General features: G+C 31.7%; 17 protein-coding genes. 16 read left to right on the top strand and 1 reads right to left on the bottom strand.

The window, feature by feature from the left end:
- Positions 1 to 101 precede the first annotated feature (101 nt).
- The 11 genes from LG651_RS09680 to LG651_RS09630 all read left to right on the top strand — a co-directional run bounded on the left by LG651_RS09680 (position 102) and on the right by LG651_RS09630 (position 11,570).
- Positions 102 to 2,030: a VWA domain-containing protein gene (locus tag LG651_RS09680; protein WP_226695928.1), complete on the top strand. Its 1,929-nt coding sequence runs from the start codon at positions 102 to 104 to the stop codon at positions 2,028 to 2,030.
- 20 nt (positions 2,031 to 2,050) lie between these two features.
- The gene (locus LG651_RS09675; protein WP_226695927.1) at positions 2,051 to 2,866 is read left to right on the top strand and encodes a prohibitin family protein; all 816 of its coding nucleotides are present in this window, start codon (positions 2,051 to 2,053) and stop codon (positions 2,864 to 2,866) included.
- A gap of 282 nt (positions 2,867 to 3,148) precedes the next feature.
- Positions 3,149 to 4,006 carry an ATP phosphoribosyltransferase gene (gene hisG, locus LG651_RS09670; RefSeq protein WP_226695926.1) on the top strand — a complete coding sequence of 286 codons (858 nt, stop codon included), beginning with the start codon at positions 3,149 to 3,151 and terminating at the stop codon, positions 4,004 to 4,006.
- A gap of 99 nt (positions 4,007 to 4,105) precedes the next feature.
- On the top strand, positions 4,106 to 5,389 hold the full coding sequence (gene hisD / locus LG651_RS09665; protein ID WP_226695925.1) for a histidinol dehydrogenase: 1,284 nt from the start codon (positions 4,106 to 4,108) through the stop codon (positions 5,387 to 5,389).
- A 134-nt stretch (positions 5,390 to 5,523) separates the two neighbouring features.
- Positions 5,524 to 6,570, top strand: a complete 1,047-nt coding sequence (gene hisC, locus LG651_RS09660; RefSeq protein WP_226695924.1) for a histidinol-phosphate transaminase — start codon at positions 5,524 to 5,526, stop codon at positions 6,568 to 6,570.
- A gap of 1 nt (position 6,571) precedes the next feature.
- Complete coding sequence (hisB, locus tag LG651_RS09655) at positions 6,572 to 7,714, top strand: bifunctional histidinol-phosphatase/imidazoleglycerol-phosphate dehydratase HisB (RefSeq protein ID WP_226695923.1); 1,143 nt, start codon at positions 6,572 to 6,574, stop codon at positions 7,712 to 7,714.
- Between the two features lie 78 nt (positions 7,715 to 7,792).
- Positions 7,793 to 8,386 carry an imidazole glycerol phosphate synthase subunit HisH gene (hisH, locus tag LG651_RS09650; protein ID WP_226695922.1) on the top strand — a complete coding sequence of 198 codons (594 nt, stop codon included), beginning with the start codon at positions 7,793 to 7,795 and terminating at the stop codon, positions 8,384 to 8,386.
- 15 nt (positions 8,387 to 8,401) lie between these two features.
- Entirely contained in the window at positions 8,402 to 9,157 is a 756-nt protein-coding gene (gene hisA, locus LG651_RS09645) for a 1-(5-phosphoribosyl)-5-[(5-phosphoribosylamino)methylideneamino]imidazole-4-carboxamide isomerase (protein WP_226695921.1), read from the top strand.
- Between the two features lie 199 nt (positions 9,158 to 9,356).
- Positions 9,357 to 10,112 carry an imidazole glycerol phosphate synthase subunit HisF gene (hisF, locus tag LG651_RS09640; RefSeq protein ID WP_226695920.1) on the top strand — a complete coding sequence of 252 codons (756 nt, stop codon included), beginning with the start codon at positions 9,357 to 9,359 and terminating at the stop codon, positions 10,110 to 10,112.
- A gap of 75 nt (positions 10,113 to 10,187) precedes the next feature.
- Positions 10,188 to 10,781 (top strand): bifunctional phosphoribosyl-AMP cyclohydrolase/phosphoribosyl-ATP diphosphatase HisIE, encoded by a 594-nt coding sequence (hisIE, locus tag LG651_RS09635; RefSeq protein WP_226695919.1) that lies wholly within the window; start codon positions 10,188 to 10,190, stop codon positions 10,779 to 10,781.
- On the top strand, positions 10,782 to 11,570 hold the full coding sequence (locus LG651_RS09630; RefSeq protein ID WP_226695918.1) for a tRNA pseudouridine synthase A: 789 nt from the start codon (positions 10,782 to 10,784) through the stop codon (positions 11,568 to 11,570). It abuts the gene before it with no gap.
- A 681-nt stretch (positions 11,571 to 12,251) separates the two neighbouring features.
- Here the strand turns inward: LG651_RS09630 and LG651_RS09625 are convergent.
- Positions 12,252 to 12,797 (bottom strand): dual specificity protein phosphatase family protein, encoded by a 546-nt coding sequence (locus LG651_RS09625; protein WP_226695917.1) that lies wholly within the window; start codon positions 12,795 to 12,797, stop codon positions 12,252 to 12,254.
- A 279-nt stretch (positions 12,798 to 13,076) separates the two neighbouring features.
- On the opposite strand from LG651_RS09625, the gene LG651_RS09620 reads away from it, so the two are divergent.
- The 5 genes from LG651_RS09620 to LG651_RS09600 all read left to right on the top strand — a co-directional run bounded on the left by LG651_RS09620 (position 13,077) and on the right by LG651_RS09600 (position 15,753).
- The gene (locus LG651_RS09620) at positions 13,077 to 13,583 is read left to right on the top strand and encodes a Dps family protein (protein ID WP_226695916.1); all 507 of its coding nucleotides are present in this window, start codon (positions 13,077 to 13,079) and stop codon (positions 13,581 to 13,583) included.
- Positions 13,584 to 13,631: 48 nt separating this feature from the next.
- Positions 13,632 to 14,534 carry a mechanosensitive ion channel family protein gene (locus LG651_RS09615; protein WP_226695915.1) on the top strand — a complete coding sequence of 301 codons (903 nt, stop codon included), beginning with the start codon at positions 13,632 to 13,634 and terminating at the stop codon, positions 14,532 to 14,534.
- Between the two features lie 219 nt (positions 14,535 to 14,753).
- Complete coding sequence (locus tag LG651_RS09610; RefSeq protein WP_082050846.1) at positions 14,754 to 14,915, top strand: DUF1328 domain-containing protein; 162 nt, start codon at positions 14,754 to 14,756, stop codon at positions 14,913 to 14,915.
- A 59-nt stretch (positions 14,916 to 14,974) separates the two neighbouring features.
- Positions 14,975 to 15,172, top strand: coding sequence for a hypothetical protein (locus LG651_RS09605; RefSeq protein ID WP_044631931.1), 198 nt, complete (start codon positions 14,975 to 14,977; stop codon positions 15,170 to 15,172).
- Between the two features lie 23 nt (positions 15,173 to 15,195).
- Entirely contained in the window at positions 15,196 to 15,753 is a 558-nt protein-coding gene (locus tag LG651_RS09600; RefSeq protein WP_226695914.1) for a hypothetical protein, read from the top strand.
- Positions 15,754 to 15,815 lie beyond the last annotated feature (62 nt).

Below are 15,815 nucleotides of genomic sequence, written 5' to 3'. Positions count from 1 at the left end.
TACAAACTATTTTATATATTGTTTTAGCTGGAATTATAGCATTGTTACTTGCTCTTTTTCAGTACTATAAAAAAAATGAAAAAAGCATGTTCAAATTAAACATGCTTTTTTCAGTTTTGCGGTTTATTAGTATTTTTTCGGTTTTAGTTTTAATTATTAATCCGCAATTCAATAGAACCAACATTTATACAGAAAAAGCTAATTTAATTATAGCTACAGATAATTCTAAATCGGTAAAATTTTTAAAACAAGACCAAAAAACAGTTCAACTATTAAAAAAACTAGCTTCAAATCAAGATTTAAACTCTAAATTTAACATTCAATTTTACAACTTTGGTGAAACTTTAAACTTATCAGATAGTCTAGATTTTTCAGAAAATCAAACCAATATTTCTTCTGCGTTTAACAAACTAAACAAAATTTATAGGCAAACTACAGCACCAACCATTTTAATTACAGATGGTAATCAAACCTATGGTAACGATTATCAATTTGTAAATAATACTTATAAACATCCAATTTACCCCATTGTTTTAGGTGATACACTAACTCATATCGATTTAAAAATAGAACAACTTAACGTAAACAAGTATGCCTATCTAAATAATAAATTCCCTGTAGAGGTTATTTTAGTTTACAACGGGAAAGAACAAGTAAGTTCTAGTTTTACGGTATCAAATAATGGCAGAACGGTATATTTTTCAACTTTGAAGTTTTCAGAAGAAAGCAATTCAAAAGTTTTAAACTTTACATTACCAGCTAATTCGGTAGGATTTAGTAATTATAAAGCAACTATTTCTCCAATTGAAAATGAAAAAAACAAGGTAAATAATACTAAAAATTTTGCAGTTGATGTTATTAATGAAAAAACAAAAATTGCAATTGTTAGCGATATAATTCATCCAGATATTGGGCTTCTTAAAAAAAGTATAGAAACTAATAAACAGCGCGAAATCGTTATTTTAAAACCTAACGAGTTTGTTTCTCAAGTGAATGATTTTAAGTTGGTTATATTAAATCAACCAAATAATTCATTTAAGTCTGTTTTTGAGATTATTAAAAAAAACAAAATAAATAAATTAGTTATTGTTGGTTCTAAAACCGACTTGTCTTTTTTAAATAATACCGTGAAAGAATATGAGTTTGAAATTACTAATCAAACCGAAAATTATCAAGCTCAATTAAATTCAGGTTTCTCTCCTTTTATTGTAAGCGATATCGAATTTGAAAGTTTTCCACCGTTGCTTTCCAACTACAGCTCGGTTATTTTCAACACGCCTTATCAAGTCCTTTTAAATAAAACTTTAAATGGAGTTTCTATTAACGAACCGCTTGTTGCTACTATTGAAAACGATAAACAACGTGAAGTTTTAATTTTAGGTGAAAACATTTGGCAATGGCGGGCTCAAAGTTTTTTAAACACAAAGTCATTTAACGATTTTGATGATTTTATAGGCAAGCTAATTCAATTTTTAAATACCAATCAACAAAGAAGCCGCTTAAATATCGATTATAATTCATTTTATAACAGCGGAACAAATATTTTTGTAAAAGCAGAATATTTCGATAAAAACTTTGTTTTTGATACTCGCGAAACTATCAACATTACTGTGATTAACGAAGCTTCAAACGAGCAAAAAACATATCCTTTTGTTCTAAAAAACAACAATTATCAAGTAGATTTAAGTAATTTATCTCCAGGTTCATATAAATTCAATATTCAAACTTCAACAGATAAACTAACTAAATCTGGGCGTTTCGAGATTTTAGATTATAATGTGGAAGAACAATTTTTAAGCGCCAATGTAACAAAACTAAAAAGTATAGCGACAAACAGTAATGGAGAAGCGTTTTTTATAAATAATACAGATAATTTAATATCAACTTTAGTAAACGATGAGCGTTTTACGCCTATTCAAAAAAGTAAAAAAGAAACCCTACCTTTAATAGATTGGAAAATTCTATTAGCAATTATAGCTATAAGCTTAAGTGTAGAATGGTTTTTACGAAAATATAACGGATTAACATAGATAAACTAAATAAACAACAAATGGACAAATTACCTAAAATAGCATTTCCTGCAATTATTTCAATTGTGGTTTTAATTATAATATTATCCAAATCGGCAGTAACAATAGGTTCCGGTGAAGCTGGAGTTTTGTACAAAACTTTTGATAATGGAGTGGTAACCGATCAGCCTCCTTTAGGCGAAGGTTTTCACATAGTAGCACCTTGGAATAAAGTTATTGTTTACGAAGTGCGTCAACAAGAATTATTTGAAAAAATGAAAGTACTATCTTCAAACGGGTTAGAAATTCAAATTGATGGTTCTGCTTGGTTTCAACCTGTATTTCAAGATTTAGGAAAACTACACCAAACTTTAGGCGAAAACTATTTGCAGCGTGTAATTCAACCTGCTATTAGAAGTGCCGCTCGTAGTGTTGTAGGTCGTTACACACCAGAGCAATTATATTCTAGTAAGCGTGATGCTATACAAGATGAAATTTTTGTAGAGACTAAAAAAATTCTAGAAAAACAATATATTAAGTTAAATGAGTTTTTAGTTCGCGATGTAACGTTGCCATCAACTATAAAAGAGGCAATTGAGCGTAAATTAAAGCAAGAACAAGAGTCGTTAGAGTATGAGTTTAGACTTGTAACTGCAGAAAAAGAAGCTGAAAAACAAATTATTGAAGCCGAAGGTAAAGCTGAAGCTAATAAAATTTTAAGTGCATCGTTAACCGATAAAATTTTACAGGATAAAGGTATCGAGGCAACCATAAAATTATCTGAATCACCAAATAGTAAAGTTATTGTTATAGGTTCGGGAGATAGTGGAATGCCAATTATTCTAGGAAATCAATAAACATTCACGATAAATATTTTACAAATACCTAAAAATTGTAAAATGTTTTAATATTTGTAAATTAAAGTTTGAAAATTTACTTTTATTACAGATATTTGCTTCAGTAAAACAAAAAGACATGACTTTTATTCAAACACATCATCATTTTTACATTTGCTCTCAAGCGAAGTAAAAATGTATTGAATAAAATGAAAATATATTTAAACCCGTTTGAGACAATCAAGCGGGTTTTTCATTTAAAAAAATCAACAAGATTGTTTCAAACTCATATAAAAATCAACAATGAGTAAACTAAAAATTGCAGTACAAAAATCAGGACGATTAAATGAAGAATCGTTAGACTTACTAAAAAATTGTGGCATCTCTATCGATAATGGTAAAGACCAATTAAAAGCCGAAGCTAGAAATTTCCCTATGGAAGTTTTGTATTTACGTAACGGCGATATTCCGCAGTATTTACGCGATGGTGTTGTAGATATTGCCATTTTAGGCGAAAATACATTAATAGAAAAAGGTAACGATTTACCAATTGTAGAGCGTTTGGGCTTTTCAAAATGTAAAGTATCTATTGCTGTACCTAAAAATGCAGAATATAATTCTATTGAAGATTTACGAGGTAAAAAAATTGCAACATCATACCCCAATACCGTAAATCAGTATTTTGAAAAGAAAGGCGAAAAAGCCGATATTCATGTTATTAATGGTTCGGTAGAAATTGCTCCAAATATTGGGTTATCTCACGCTATTGTTGATATTGTTTCAAGCGGAAGCACGCTTTTTAAAAACAATTTAAAAGAAGTAGAAGTACTTTTTAAAAGTGAAGCCGTATTAACTTCGGCTCCAGAATTAACCGAAGAAAAACAAGCCATTCTAGACAAGTTATTATTTAGAATGAAATCGGTTTTAAAAGGAAAAAACTCTAAATATGTTTTATTAAACGCACCAAACGACAGGTTAGATAAAATTGTGAGTTTATTGCCAGGAATGAAAAGTCCAACCGTGTTGCCTTTAGCACAAGAAGGTTGGAGCTCTGTACATTCTGTTATTAATAAAAACGATTTTTGGGAAGTTATTGATGAGTTAAAAGCCAACGGTGCCGAAGGTATTTTAGTTTGCCCAATTGAAAAAATGGTACTTTAATATAATAGCTTTTTGTATTTCCGTGAAAACGGAAATCTCAAATTAAATTTATACACTTTAAGATTTCTGCTTTTGCGGAAATGAAGAAAAGAAAGTTTTATGCAAATAATTAACAATCCAGATAAAAACACATGGGCCGATATTTTAAAACGCCCAACACAAACCGTCGATGATATTGAAGGTATTGTAAGCGAGGTGTTTAACGATGTTAAGACTAATGGCGACAGTGCTATAAAAACATATACAGAACGTTTCGATAAGGTAACCTTGGAAAGCAATTTAGTGTCTTCCGAAGAAATTGAAGAAGCCGTTAAAAGCATTCCTGAAGCTTTAAAAACTGCAATTGCAAATGCTAAAAATAATATTGAAGCATTTCATGCGGCTCAAAAAACAGAAAAAATAGAATTAGAAACCACAAACGGTGTTCAATGCTGGCAAGAAAAGCGCGCCATAGAACGCGTTGGTTTATATATTCCAGGAGGAACAGCGCCTTTGTTTTCAACGGTTTTAATGCTGGCTGCTCCTGCGAAAATTGCAGGTTGTAACGAAATTGTATTGTGTTCGCCACCAAATAAAGAAGGTAAATTAGCTCCCGAAATTTTGTATGCAGCCAAACTATGTGGCGTAACTAAAATATTTAAAGTTGGCGGTATTCAAGCCATTGCTGCATTAACTTTTGGTACAGAAACCATACCACAAGTTTATAAAATTTTTGGTCCTGGCAACCAATTTGTAACCGTGGCAAAACAATTAGCCACTAAATACGGTGTGGCTATCGATATGCCTGCTGGTCCAAGTGAATTGTTAGTTGTTGCCGATAATGGTGCAAATGCAAGCTATATTGCATCAGATTTATTAAGTCAGGCAGAACACGGTGCTGATAGTCAGGTTATTTTAGTAGCAACATCACAAGAACTTATAGCTAAGGTTTCAGAAGAAGTAGAAGCGCAATTACAAGTGTTGCCGCGTAAAGAAATAGCCGAAAAAGCCATCGCTAATTCTAAATCTATATTTGTTGAAAATGATGAAATAGCGTTAGATTTAATTAATCAATATGGGCCAGAACACTTCATAATTTGTTCTAAAAATGAAGATTATTACGTTGAAAACATAAGAAATGCAGGTTCGGTTTTTATAGGTGATTATACACCAGAAAGCGCAGGCGATTATGCATCTGGAACTAACCATACGTTGCCAACAAACGGATTTAGTAAAGCATATTCGGGTGTGAATTTAGATAGTTTTATGAAGAGCATGACGTTTCAAAAAATATCAAAAGAAGGTATTTTAAATATTGGAGAAACTATTGAATTAATGGCCGAAGCAGAAGGTTTACAAGCGCATAAAAATGCGGTTAGTATCCGTTTAAAAGATTTAAAATAAAATTGTTTTGTCATGCTGAACTCGTTTCAGCATCTCATAACATAAAGAAGTATCGTTATGTCAGGCTGAGCGCAGTCGAAGCCTTTTAGAAAACACTTCGACGGTGTTAAGCGTGACCATTCAGAATTAATAAAATGAATAACTTTAATTTACAAAATATAATTCGAGAGAACGTAAAAGCAATGAAAGCCTACAGTTCTGCTCGCGACGAATATGTTTCCGATGGGTCTAAAATGATTTTTTTAGATGCCAACGAAAATCCGTTCGAAAATGGTGTAAATCGTTATCCAGATCCGTTACAGCGTTCGTTAAAAGCTGTTTTAGCAGAACAGAAAAACGTTTCTCCAAATCAGATTTTGTTAGGTAACGGTAGCGACGAAGTGCTAGATTTATTATTTAGAGCCTTTTGCGAACCTAAAAAAGACAACATCATTACACTGCCACCAACTTATGGCATGTACACTGTTTTATCTAATTTAAACGAGATTGAAGAGCGAAAAGTTGAGTTAAACTCAGATTTTCAGCCCAATGTTGAAGCCATTTTAGAAGCTATTGACGCCAATTCAAAAATGCTATTTATTTGTTCGCCAAATAACCCAACTGGTAATTTAATAGCTTCAGGAAAAATAAAAACATTACTTGATAATTTTAGTGGCTTAGTGGTGATTGATGAAGCTTATATCGATTTTTCAAATCAACAAAGTTGGATTTCAGAATTAAATAATTATCCTAATTTAATTGTTACGCAAACACTATCTAAAGCTTATGGCTTAGCAGGAATTCGTTTAGGATTGTGTTACGCTTCCGCGGAAATTATTTCAATTTTAAACAAAATTAAACCGCCATATAATGTTAACGAATTAACACAAAAACGAGCGCTAGAACGTGTTTCAAATTTAGAAGCGGTTACAAACGAAGTAAATGCGGTTTTAAAAGAACGTCAAATTTTAATTGAGGCATTAAAAAATATCAGTTTTGTAGAAACTATTTTCCCTACGGAAGCTAATTTTGTGCTTGCACGAGTTGATGATGCTACAAAACGCTACAATCAGCTACTAGAAAAAGGCATTGTTATTAGAAATCGCACCACACAACCACTTTGTGAAAACACGTTGCGTTTTACCGTAGGAATCGACGCTGAAAATGAAGTTTTAATTAAGGCATTAAAAGAATTAGACTAACATGAGCAAAACAAAAGTACTATTTATAGATAGAGACGGCACATTGGTGCTAGAACCGCCAGTAGATTATCAATTAGACAGTCTTGAAAAACTAGAATTTTACCCAAAAGTGTTTCAATACATGGCTAAAATTGCTAGCGAATTAGATTTTGAGTTGGTAATGGTTACTAATCAAGATGGCTTAGGAACCGATTCGTTTCCTGAAGACACCTTTTGGCCACCGCAAAATAAAATTATTGATGCCTTTAAAAAGGAAGGTGTAGAGTTTGCTGAAATTCATATAGATAAAACCTTTCCGCATGAAAATGCAGATACGCGTAAGCCTAGAACAGGCTTATTAACCAAGTATTTTTCTGAAGATTACGATTTAAAAAACTCTTTTGTTTTAGGTGATAGAATTACCGATATGGAACTTGCTAAAAACCTTGGCGCAAAGGGTATTTATTTGTCTGAAGATCCCGAATTAGGAGCCGATGAAATAGAGTCTTCTAAACAAGATATTTTAGATTGTATTGCTTTAACGAGTACCGATTGGAAAGAAATCTATGAGTTTTTAAAGTTAAAAGACAGAGTTTCAGAAATTACACGTAACACCAATGAAACTCAAATTTACATCAAATTAAATCTTGATGGTTCGGGTAAAAACGATATTGATACAGGTTTATCGTTTTTCGATCATATGTTAGACCAAATTGGGCGTCATGGTGCTATGGATTTAACCATAAAAGTAAATGGCGATTTAGAAGTAGACGAACACCATACCATTGAAGATACTATGATTGCGCTTGGTGAATTATTCAATAAAGCTTTAGGTAATAAATTAGGTATAGAGCGCTACGGTTTTTGCTTGCCAATGGATGATTGTTTAGCACAAGTAGCGGTAGATTTTGGAGGTAGAAATTGGTTAGAATGGGATGCCGAATTTAAACGCGAAAAAATAGGCGATATGCCAACCGAAATGTTTTATCATTTATTTAAATCGTTTACCGATGGCGCAAAATGTAATTTAAATGTAAAAGCAGAAGGTGTAAACGAGCATCATAAAATTGAAGGCATTTTTAAAGCATTTGCAAAAGCCATGAAAATGGCCGTAAAACGTGATGCCAATAAAATGTTTTTACCAAGTACAAAAGGGTTATTGTAAACTAGTTGTTTGTTGCTAGTTATTGGTTAATTGATTTCATTGACCAACAACCAACGACGAACAACCAACAACAAAATAATGAAATTAGTAATAATAGATTACGGTGCAGGAAATATAAAAAGTATACAATTTGCTTTTAAACGCTTAGGTGTCGATGCTGTTTTATCGAATAATGCTGAAGAAATAAAAGCGGCCGATAAAGTCATTTTCCCAGGAGTAGGCGAAGCTAGTTCCGCTATGAAAATGCTTAAAAAAAGTGGTTTGGATACCTTAATTCCTAATTTAAAACAACCTGTTTTGGGCATTTGTTTAGGTATGCAACTCATGTGTTTACACTCCGAAGAAGGTAATACAGAGGGCTTGGGGATTTTTCAAACAAAAGTAAAGCGTTTTTCAAATAGCGTAAAAGTACCGCAAATGGGTTGGAATGTTATAAAAGATTTAAAATCCGATTTATTTAAAGGCATCAAAGAAAACGAATACATGTATTTAGTGCATAGTTTTTATGCCGAACATTGTAATGAAACTATTGCTGCTACCGATTACGAGATTAATTACGCATCGGCATTACAACACGAAAATTTTTATGGCGTGCAATTTCACCCTGAAAAAAGCGGAAAAGAAGGCGAAAAAATTCTTAAGAATTTTTTAGAATTAAATACTAACAACTAGAAACTAACAACTATTTTGAGAATAATACCAGCAATAGACATAATAGACGGTAAATGTGTAAGATTATCAAAAGGTGATTACAACACAAAAAAAGTATATAACGAAAACCCATTAGAAATTGCGAAGCAATACGAAGCTCATGGTATAGAGCATTTGCATTTAGTAGATTTAGATGGTGCCAAGGCAAGCCATATTGTAAACCATAAAGTGTTAGAAACTATTGCGACTAAAACCAATTTAAAGATAGATTTTGGTGGTGGTTTAAAAACTGATGAAGATTTACACATTGCATTTGAATCTGGTGCAAAACAAATTACCGGTGGAAGTATTGCTGTTAAAAAACCAGAAGTTTTTGAAAGTTGGCTAACCAAATACGGTAGTGATAAAATAATTTTAGGTGCCGATGCAAATAATGAGAAAATAGCCATTAGCGGTTGGTTAGAAGAAAGTGATGAAGAGCTCATTCCGTTTGTGCAGAATTATATGACTAAAGGTGTTAGCTATGTAATTTGTACCGATATAGCTAAGGATGGCATGTTACAAGGCCCTTCATTCGATTTGTATAAGAAAATGATTGCTGAATGTAACACAAAGCCCAGTCAAAGTGAAAACGAATCAACTTTAAAGTTAATCGCCTCTGGAGGTATTTCGAAATTTGATGAATTACCAAAATTAGCCGAAATTGGTTGCGAAGGCACCATAATAGGAAAAGCCATTTACGAGAATAAAATAAGTTTGAAACAACTAGAAAATTTTATAATAAATAAATAACGTCACTTCGAGTGATTTTGAGGCATGAAAAATGGCATCGAGAAACTTTAGTTCTCGATACAATGCTCATAAAATCGCATCACTCCAACTGACGAGAAATTGGAAATTATATAGTTAACAGTTGATGGTTGCTAGTTATTAGTTTTTTTTAACCAACAACCAACAACCAACAACCAACAACCAACAACCAAATACAATAATGCTAACAAAAAGAATTGTTCCCTGTCTAGATATAAAAAACGGACGCACCGTAAAAGGTGTTAATTTCGTCGATTTACGTGATGCCGGAGACCCTGTAGAGCTCGCTAAGCAATATGCCGAAGTAGGTGCAGACGAATTGGTGTTTTTAGACATCGCAGCCACTTTAGAAAATCGAGGCACGACTCTAGATATGGTAACTCGTGTTGCCGAACAAGTTAATATACCGTTTACTGTTGGCGGTGGCATTTCGTCTGTAGAACACGTTGATGCTTTGTTAAAATGTGGTGCCGATAAGGTTTCTATCAACTCATCTGCAGTAAAAAGACCAGATTTGGTAAACGAATTAGCTAATAAATTTGGTAGCCAATGTGTTGTAGTTGCTATTGATGCGAAACAAGTTGATGGACATTGGAAAGTACATTTAGCTGGTGGAACTATTCCAACAGAAATCGATTTATTTGAATGGGCAAAAGAGGTTGAAACTCGCGGTGCGGGCGAAATTTTATTCACATCAATGGATCACGATGGTACAAAAGCTGGTTTTGCAAACGAAGCTTTAGCGCAATTGTCTGATACCTTAAATATCCCTATTATTGCATCTGGTGGTGCTGGTAATGTTCAGCATTTTGTAGATACATTTAAGGAAGGAAAATCTGATGCTGCTCTAGCAGCTAGTGTTTTTCATTTTGGTGAAATACCTATCCCTGAATTAAAACAAGAATTAAAAAAACATAATATTGAGATTCGACTTTAGGTGTCATACTGAACTCGTTTCAGTATCTCATAATAATAAGTGCCTGAAACATATTCAGGATTAATAAAAAAATCAATGAAAATAAAATACGATAATAACGGCTTAGTTCCTGCAATTATTCAAGATGCTACAACAAAAAATGTATTAATGTTGGGTTACATGAATGAAGAAGCTTATAAGAAAACAATAGAAACTAAAAAAGTGACATTTTTTAGCCGTAGTAAACAACGTTTATGGACAAAAGGCGAGGAGAGTGGTAACTTTTTAAACTTGGTTGGACTGAAAAACGATTGCGATAATGATTCTTTATTAATTCAAGTAAATCCTGCTGGACCAACTTGCCATAAAGGAACAGGAAATTGTTGGGGCGAAGATAATACACCTAATTACGGGTTCTTTTCAACCTTGGAAGCTATTATTGCAGAACGTGTTGCTAATAAAGATACCGCAAAATCGTATGTGGCGAGTTTATTTTCAAAGGGCATTAATAAAGTAGCTCAAAAAGTAGGGGAAGAAGCTGTAGAAACGGTTATTGAAGCTATGGATAATAATGATGAGTTGTTTTTATACGAATCGGCCGATTTATTATTTCACTACTTAATGTTACTTCAAGCAAAAGGATTTACTTTAAAGGATATTGAAGCAGAATTAAAAGGCAGACATAAATAAATGCAGTTTCAGCCCAAAAAGTATTATTATTTAATAAACTTCCAATATTTAGGCTATAGGTTTCATGGTTGGCAAAAGCAACCAAATGTAAAAACCTTGCATTTAATGGTTGATAGAACCTTAAACTATATTCTTGTAGGCAAGTATTTTAAAACTTTAGTATCGGGAAGAACCGATGCTATGGTTTCGGCCGAAAATGCAACGTTCGAGTTGTTTCTTCAGCATGAAATAGAAGATTTAGATGCTTTTTTAGCCCTGTTTAATTATAATCTTCCGCAAGATATTCGCGCTTTAGCTATTAAGGAAGTTGATGCTAAATTCAATATTATAAATCACCCAAAAAACAAAGAGTACCTCTATTTATTTACATACGGCGAAAAGTGTCATCCGTTTTGCGCACCAATAATGACGACTATTTTAGATGATTTAAACATTGAAATCATGAAAGAAGGTGCAAAATTGTTTGAAGGCGAGCATTACCTAAAAGCTTATTGCTACAAACCAACCGATAAAGGCATTTACACCAGAATTATTGAAACCTGCGAATTGGTTGAAAATACAATTTACACAGCAAATTACTTTCCTGATAAAACCTACATTTTACGAGTTCGAGGTAAAGGTTTTATGCGAAATCAAATACGATTAATGATGGGGACTTTATTCGATTTAGGAAAAGGAAAACTCACTTTAGATGATATTAAAGCAAGCTTAGAGCCTGATAACACTGTAAAAATGAATTTTATTGCGCCAGCTTCAGGGCTTATTTTAAATAAGGTTGATTTTTTATAATTTCTTCTCGATACAAATTTGCTTTGCTTTGGCTTCTTAAATTTACTCAAAGAGACGTTTAAACTAAACATTAAAGTTAACGAATCGTCAGTTCGAGTAATTCGAGGTACGAAGAATTGTATCGAGAACCTTCAAAACTATAAATAATTTAATTATAACTTCTCGATACAAATTTGTTCCGCTTTAGCTTCATAAATTCACTCGAAGTGACATTTGAACTAAACCTTAAACCTAACGATTCGTCAGTTCGAGTAATTCGAGGTACGAAGAATTGTATCGAGAACCATTCAGTACTTTAAATAATTAAATTACAACTTCTCGATACAAATTTGTTCCGCTTTAGCTTCTCAAACTCACTCGAGGAGACGTTTGAACTAAACCTTAAACCTAACGATTTGTCAGTTCGAGTAATTCGAGGTACGAAGAATTGTATCGAGAACCATTCAGTACTATAAATAATTTAATTCCAACTTCTCGATACAAATTTGTTCCGCTTTAGCTTCACAAATTCACTCGAATGACGTTTAAACTAAACATTAAAGTTAACGAGTCGTCAGTTCGAGTAATTCTAGGTACGAAGAATTGTATCGAGAACCATTCAACTCTATAAATAATTTAATTATAACTTCTCGATACAAATTTGTTCCGCTTTGGCTTAACAAATTCACTCGAATTGACGTTTTATTCAATTCCTAATTCCGATCGAATTTCATCGACATTTAAATCATTTAAGATATCAATTAAATTAGGATACCACTTTTCATGGTAACCAAACTCTGGCCTTCTAAATTCGGCAATAGCATCAGCTTTAGTCCAATTTTCAAAAACAATTCTGTAGGCAGCAATTATAATTCCGGTTCTATCCGATCCGTGCCAGCAATGAATTAATACAGGTTTTTCAGCCTTTTTAATAATTTTAAGCACTTCTACAACTTTAGCTTCAGTCATTTCTTTAGACTTTAACTTAACATGTTCTAATTGTAACTTAGTGTGCTTAGTTTTTTTATCGTCTCTCCATTTACGCCTAAAATTCAAAATGGTTTTTATTCCAAGCGCTTCAATTTCTTTAAATCCTTTTTTGCTAGGTTGTTCCGATCTATAAATAGCTTCAGATACCTTATAAAAGCGTTTAAAGTTTTTCGATTCTTGTTTTTTAGCTTCAATAATTTGTGCGTTTATGTTTATAGAACAGCAAATCATTACGAAAAATAATAACGAGGTCTTCATTTAATTTATTTTAAATACTAACGCAATATAAAGCGTAAAATTTCGATGTAATTTGATTAACAACTCAAAAAGATAAAAGAGGTTTGATTTTATGAATTAAGCCAATTACACATTTTAAAAACCTAACTGCTTCTTCTTAAATTAATTAACAACTCAAATTTTAATTAACATAATTTATGTTAATTAAAACTTAATGCCGTTAAACCCTGTTAAATGCCTTGACAAAATTGCTATTTGCCTTAGTTTGATAACAGTTGAACACAAAAAAACAGAAATATTATGAGTTATTTGAATATGAAAGATGAAGAATTATTAACTGTTGTTGTAGAACTAAATATTCTGCTAGCAGATTACCACATTTATTACCAAAAATTACGCAGTAATCACTGGAACATTTTAGGTAAAAACTTCTTTGATTTACACGTACAATTCGAAGAATTATACACCGATGCCAGAGTTAAAATTGATGAAATTGCAGAGCGTATTTTAACTTTACGATACCACCCAATGAGTAAATTTAGCGATTACTTAAGAGTATCATCTATAGCTGAAGCTGCACCAATAAAATCAGACATGGATATGGTTACAGAAACCATAAAGGACCATAAGTTAATTTTAAAACAAATGGGAAAAGTTATTGAAGTTGCTGAAGGTGTGAATGATGAAGGTACTATAGATTTAATTGGAGCTTACATTCGCGAACTAGAAAAAGCAAGTTGGATGCTAGATGCTTGGAGCAAAAACACATCCGATGCCTTAAAAACTAGAGTTGCCGAAGTACAATAATTAATACTGAAACAAAAGAAAGTATTAATCATATAAAATTAAAAAATCATGGAAAGTACCATAACAGAAGCATTTAATAATTTAATTACCAAATTACAAGGTTGGTTAAATGCAATCATTCAAAATATACCTAATTTAATATTGGCCATTGTTGTAATGGTGGCTTCATATTTTATTGCAACTTATATTAAAAAGTTAGTATTAAAACTAGTAAACCACAAAGTAAAGCAACAATCTATTGCCAACATGATAGCAAAAATATCTGCAGTAGTAATAGTAATGGCAGGTTTGTTTTTATCATTAGGTATATTAAACCTAAGTAAAATGTTAACCTCGTTATTGGCTGGTGCTGGGGTTGCTGGTTTAGCTATTGGTTTAGCTTTACAAGGCACATTATCTAACACATTTGCTGGTATTGTAATATCGTTTAGAAAACGCATACAAATTGGTAATTGGGTAGAAACTAGCGGATATTCCGGGGAAGTTATTGATGTTAATTTAAAAGAGTTTGTTTTAAAAGAAGCTGATAATCATATTGTAATTATCCCGAACAAAACAATTCTTGAAAATCCTTTAAAAAATTATTCGTTAGCCAATAAAATGCGTGTATTTATTAATTGTGGTGTTGGTTACGAATCGGATTTAGAACAGGTTAAAGATTTAACTCAAAAAACAATTGCAAATGCTTTTTCTGATGTAAAATCGGCAGAAGATGTAGAATTTTATTATACCGAGTTTGGAGATAGTTCTATAAACTATTTATGCAGATTCTGGATAAATACAAGCGATTTGCTGGAGAAAAAACGAGTTAAAACAAAAGCAATAATAGAAATTAAGAAAGCTTACGATAAAGCTGGAATTAATATACCATTCCCTATAAGAACACTTGAATTTAACAACAAGTTATCTTTTGATGAGGCTATTTTAGATAATCAATATTCTAATAATTAATAGATAAATTTTAAAAAATTAACATAGTTTATGAAACCATCATAAACTATGTTAATAAAAAATCTACTAAGCATTTTAGCCTCGTATTTATAGTAAACAATTGATTCTTATATAGAAACAATTAATAGCTATTACACTTTACAAATCTCTAAAATAGATTTAGAGTAAAACTGAAAAAGTTTCAGTTTTAAATTATTCACTTATTAAAATCAAAAAATTATGTTACGTTGGACAATCACATTTGTAATAATCGCATTAATAGCCGGAGTTTTAGGCTTTGGAGGAATCGCAGGAGCATCTGCAGGAATTGCTAAAATTTTATTCTTCATATTTATAGTATTGTTTGTTTTATCTCTTTTAAAAGGTTTAGTAAAAAGGTAATTAATCCTAAAACCTTTTTAATTAAAAATTATATCAAAACAACTTTAAAAACAACAATCATGAAAAAAGTAATTTTAACCTTAGCTATATTATTTACAGTATCAACCGCATTTATTGGTTGTAGAGAAGAAAAATCTACAGGAGAAAAAATAGAGGAAACCATGGAAGATGCTGGAGATGAAATTGAAGATGCAGCAGATGATGTTTCTGATGAAGTAGAAGATACTGCAGACGACATTGAAGATGAAATGAAATAATAATCCTTTAAAATTTAATAAAAATGAAAAGTTTAATATATATAAGTGCCTTTTTATTGTGCACAAGTGCTTTTTCTCAAACAGAAAAAGAAGAAGCTAAAGAAGAAGTAGAAATTGAAACTGTTAAAGTAAATAATGGCAGTGAAATTATCGAAAAAAAAGTAAAAGTAATTACCAGAGAAACAGCCAATGTAGAGTTGGCAGAAACCGATAAAAATAAAGTAAACCAAGAACGCGTAAATAGCGTGTCGAAGGTTGAAAAAATGGTAATGGTAGATGATGATGGAGACAATAACTACGAATTGTTAACCAAAAGTACTTTTTACAAATTAGGAGATAAAGAATATTTATTTAAACCACACGATAGAGGTTTTGATATTGCTTTTAATAAAGAAGAAAATAAATTTGTAAAAACCGGATCTGCTTACAATACTCAAAACGGTAATTATCTAGTAGATCATAAAAACTACGCAGGAATTGGTTATTTTAATGAAAATGGCGATTTCACTATAGAATATTTCGATAAAGATAAAGATGAAATTGTAACTAAATCTTATAAAATGGCACAACCTAGTTTATAATTTCTAAATAAATAACATTTTAAAAGCCCTAATTAATTAGGGCTTTTGTATTTTTAAAAAAA

The sequence above is a fragment of the Neotamlana sargassicola genome (assembly GCF_020523965.1).
Taxonomy (GTDB): domain Bacteria; phylum Bacteroidota; class Bacteroidia; order Flavobacteriales; family Flavobacteriaceae; genus Neotamlana; species Neotamlana sargassicola.
Note: the sequence above shows the minus strand (reverse complement) of the source record. Positions and strands in the feature narration are given on the sequence as shown.

Bases quoted from the DNA above. Each gene is read 5' to 3' on its own strand.
- LG651_RS09675 (WP_226695927.1), top strand. From the start codon at position 2,051: ATGGACAAATTACCTAAAATAGCATTTCCTGCAATTATTTCAATTGTG.
- LG651_RS09600 (WP_226695914.1), top strand. From the start codon at position 15,196: ATGAAAAGTTTAATATATATAAGTGCCTTTTTATTGTGCACAAGTGCT.
- LG651_RS09620 (WP_226695916.1), top strand. From the start codon at position 13,077: ATGAGTTATTTGAATATGAAAGATGAAGAATTATTAACTGTTGTTGTA.
- hisB (WP_226695923.1), top strand. From the start codon at position 6,572: ATGAGCAAAACAAAAGTACTATTTATAGATAGAGACGGCACATTGGTG.
- hisG (WP_226695926.1), top strand. From the start codon at position 3,149: ATGAGTAAACTAAAAATTGCAGTACAAAAATCAGGACGATTAAATGAA.
- hisF (WP_226695920.1), top strand. From the start codon at position 9,357: ATGCTAACAAAAAGAATTGTTCCCTGTCTAGATATAAAAAACGGACGC.
- hisH (WP_226695922.1), top strand. From the start codon at position 7,793: ATGAAATTAGTAATAATAGATTACGGTGCAGGAAATATAAAAAGTATA.
- LG651_RS09605 (WP_044631931.1), top strand. From the start codon at position 14,975: ATGAAAAAAGTAATTTTAACCTTAGCTATATTATTTACAGTATCAACC.
- LG651_RS09615 (WP_226695915.1), top strand. From the start codon at position 13,632: ATGGAAAGTACCATAACAGAAGCATTTAATAATTTAATTACCAAATTA.
- hisIE (WP_226695919.1), top strand. From the start codon at position 10,188: ATGAAAATAAAATACGATAATAACGGCTTAGTTCCTGCAATTATTCAA.
- hisC (WP_226695924.1), top strand. From the start codon at position 5,524: ATGAATAACTTTAATTTACAAAATATAATTCGAGAGAACGTAAAAGCA.
- hisD (WP_226695925.1), top strand. From the start codon at position 4,106: ATGCAAATAATTAACAATCCAGATAAAAACACATGGGCCGATATTTTA.
- LG651_RS09610 (WP_082050846.1), top strand. From the start codon at position 14,754: ATGTTACGTTGGACAATCACATTTGTAATAATCGCATTAATAGCCGGA.
- LG651_RS09630 (WP_226695918.1), top strand. From the start codon at position 10,782: ATGCAGTTTCAGCCCAAAAAGTATTATTATTTAATAAACTTCCAATAT.
- LG651_RS09625 (WP_226695917.1), bottom strand. From the start codon at position 12,797: ATGAAGACCTCGTTATTATTTTTCGTAATGATTTGCTGTTCTATAAAC.
- LG651_RS09680 (WP_226695928.1), top strand. From the start codon at position 102: ATGCTTTTTTCAGTTTTGCGGTTTATTAGTATTTTTTCGGTTTTAGTT.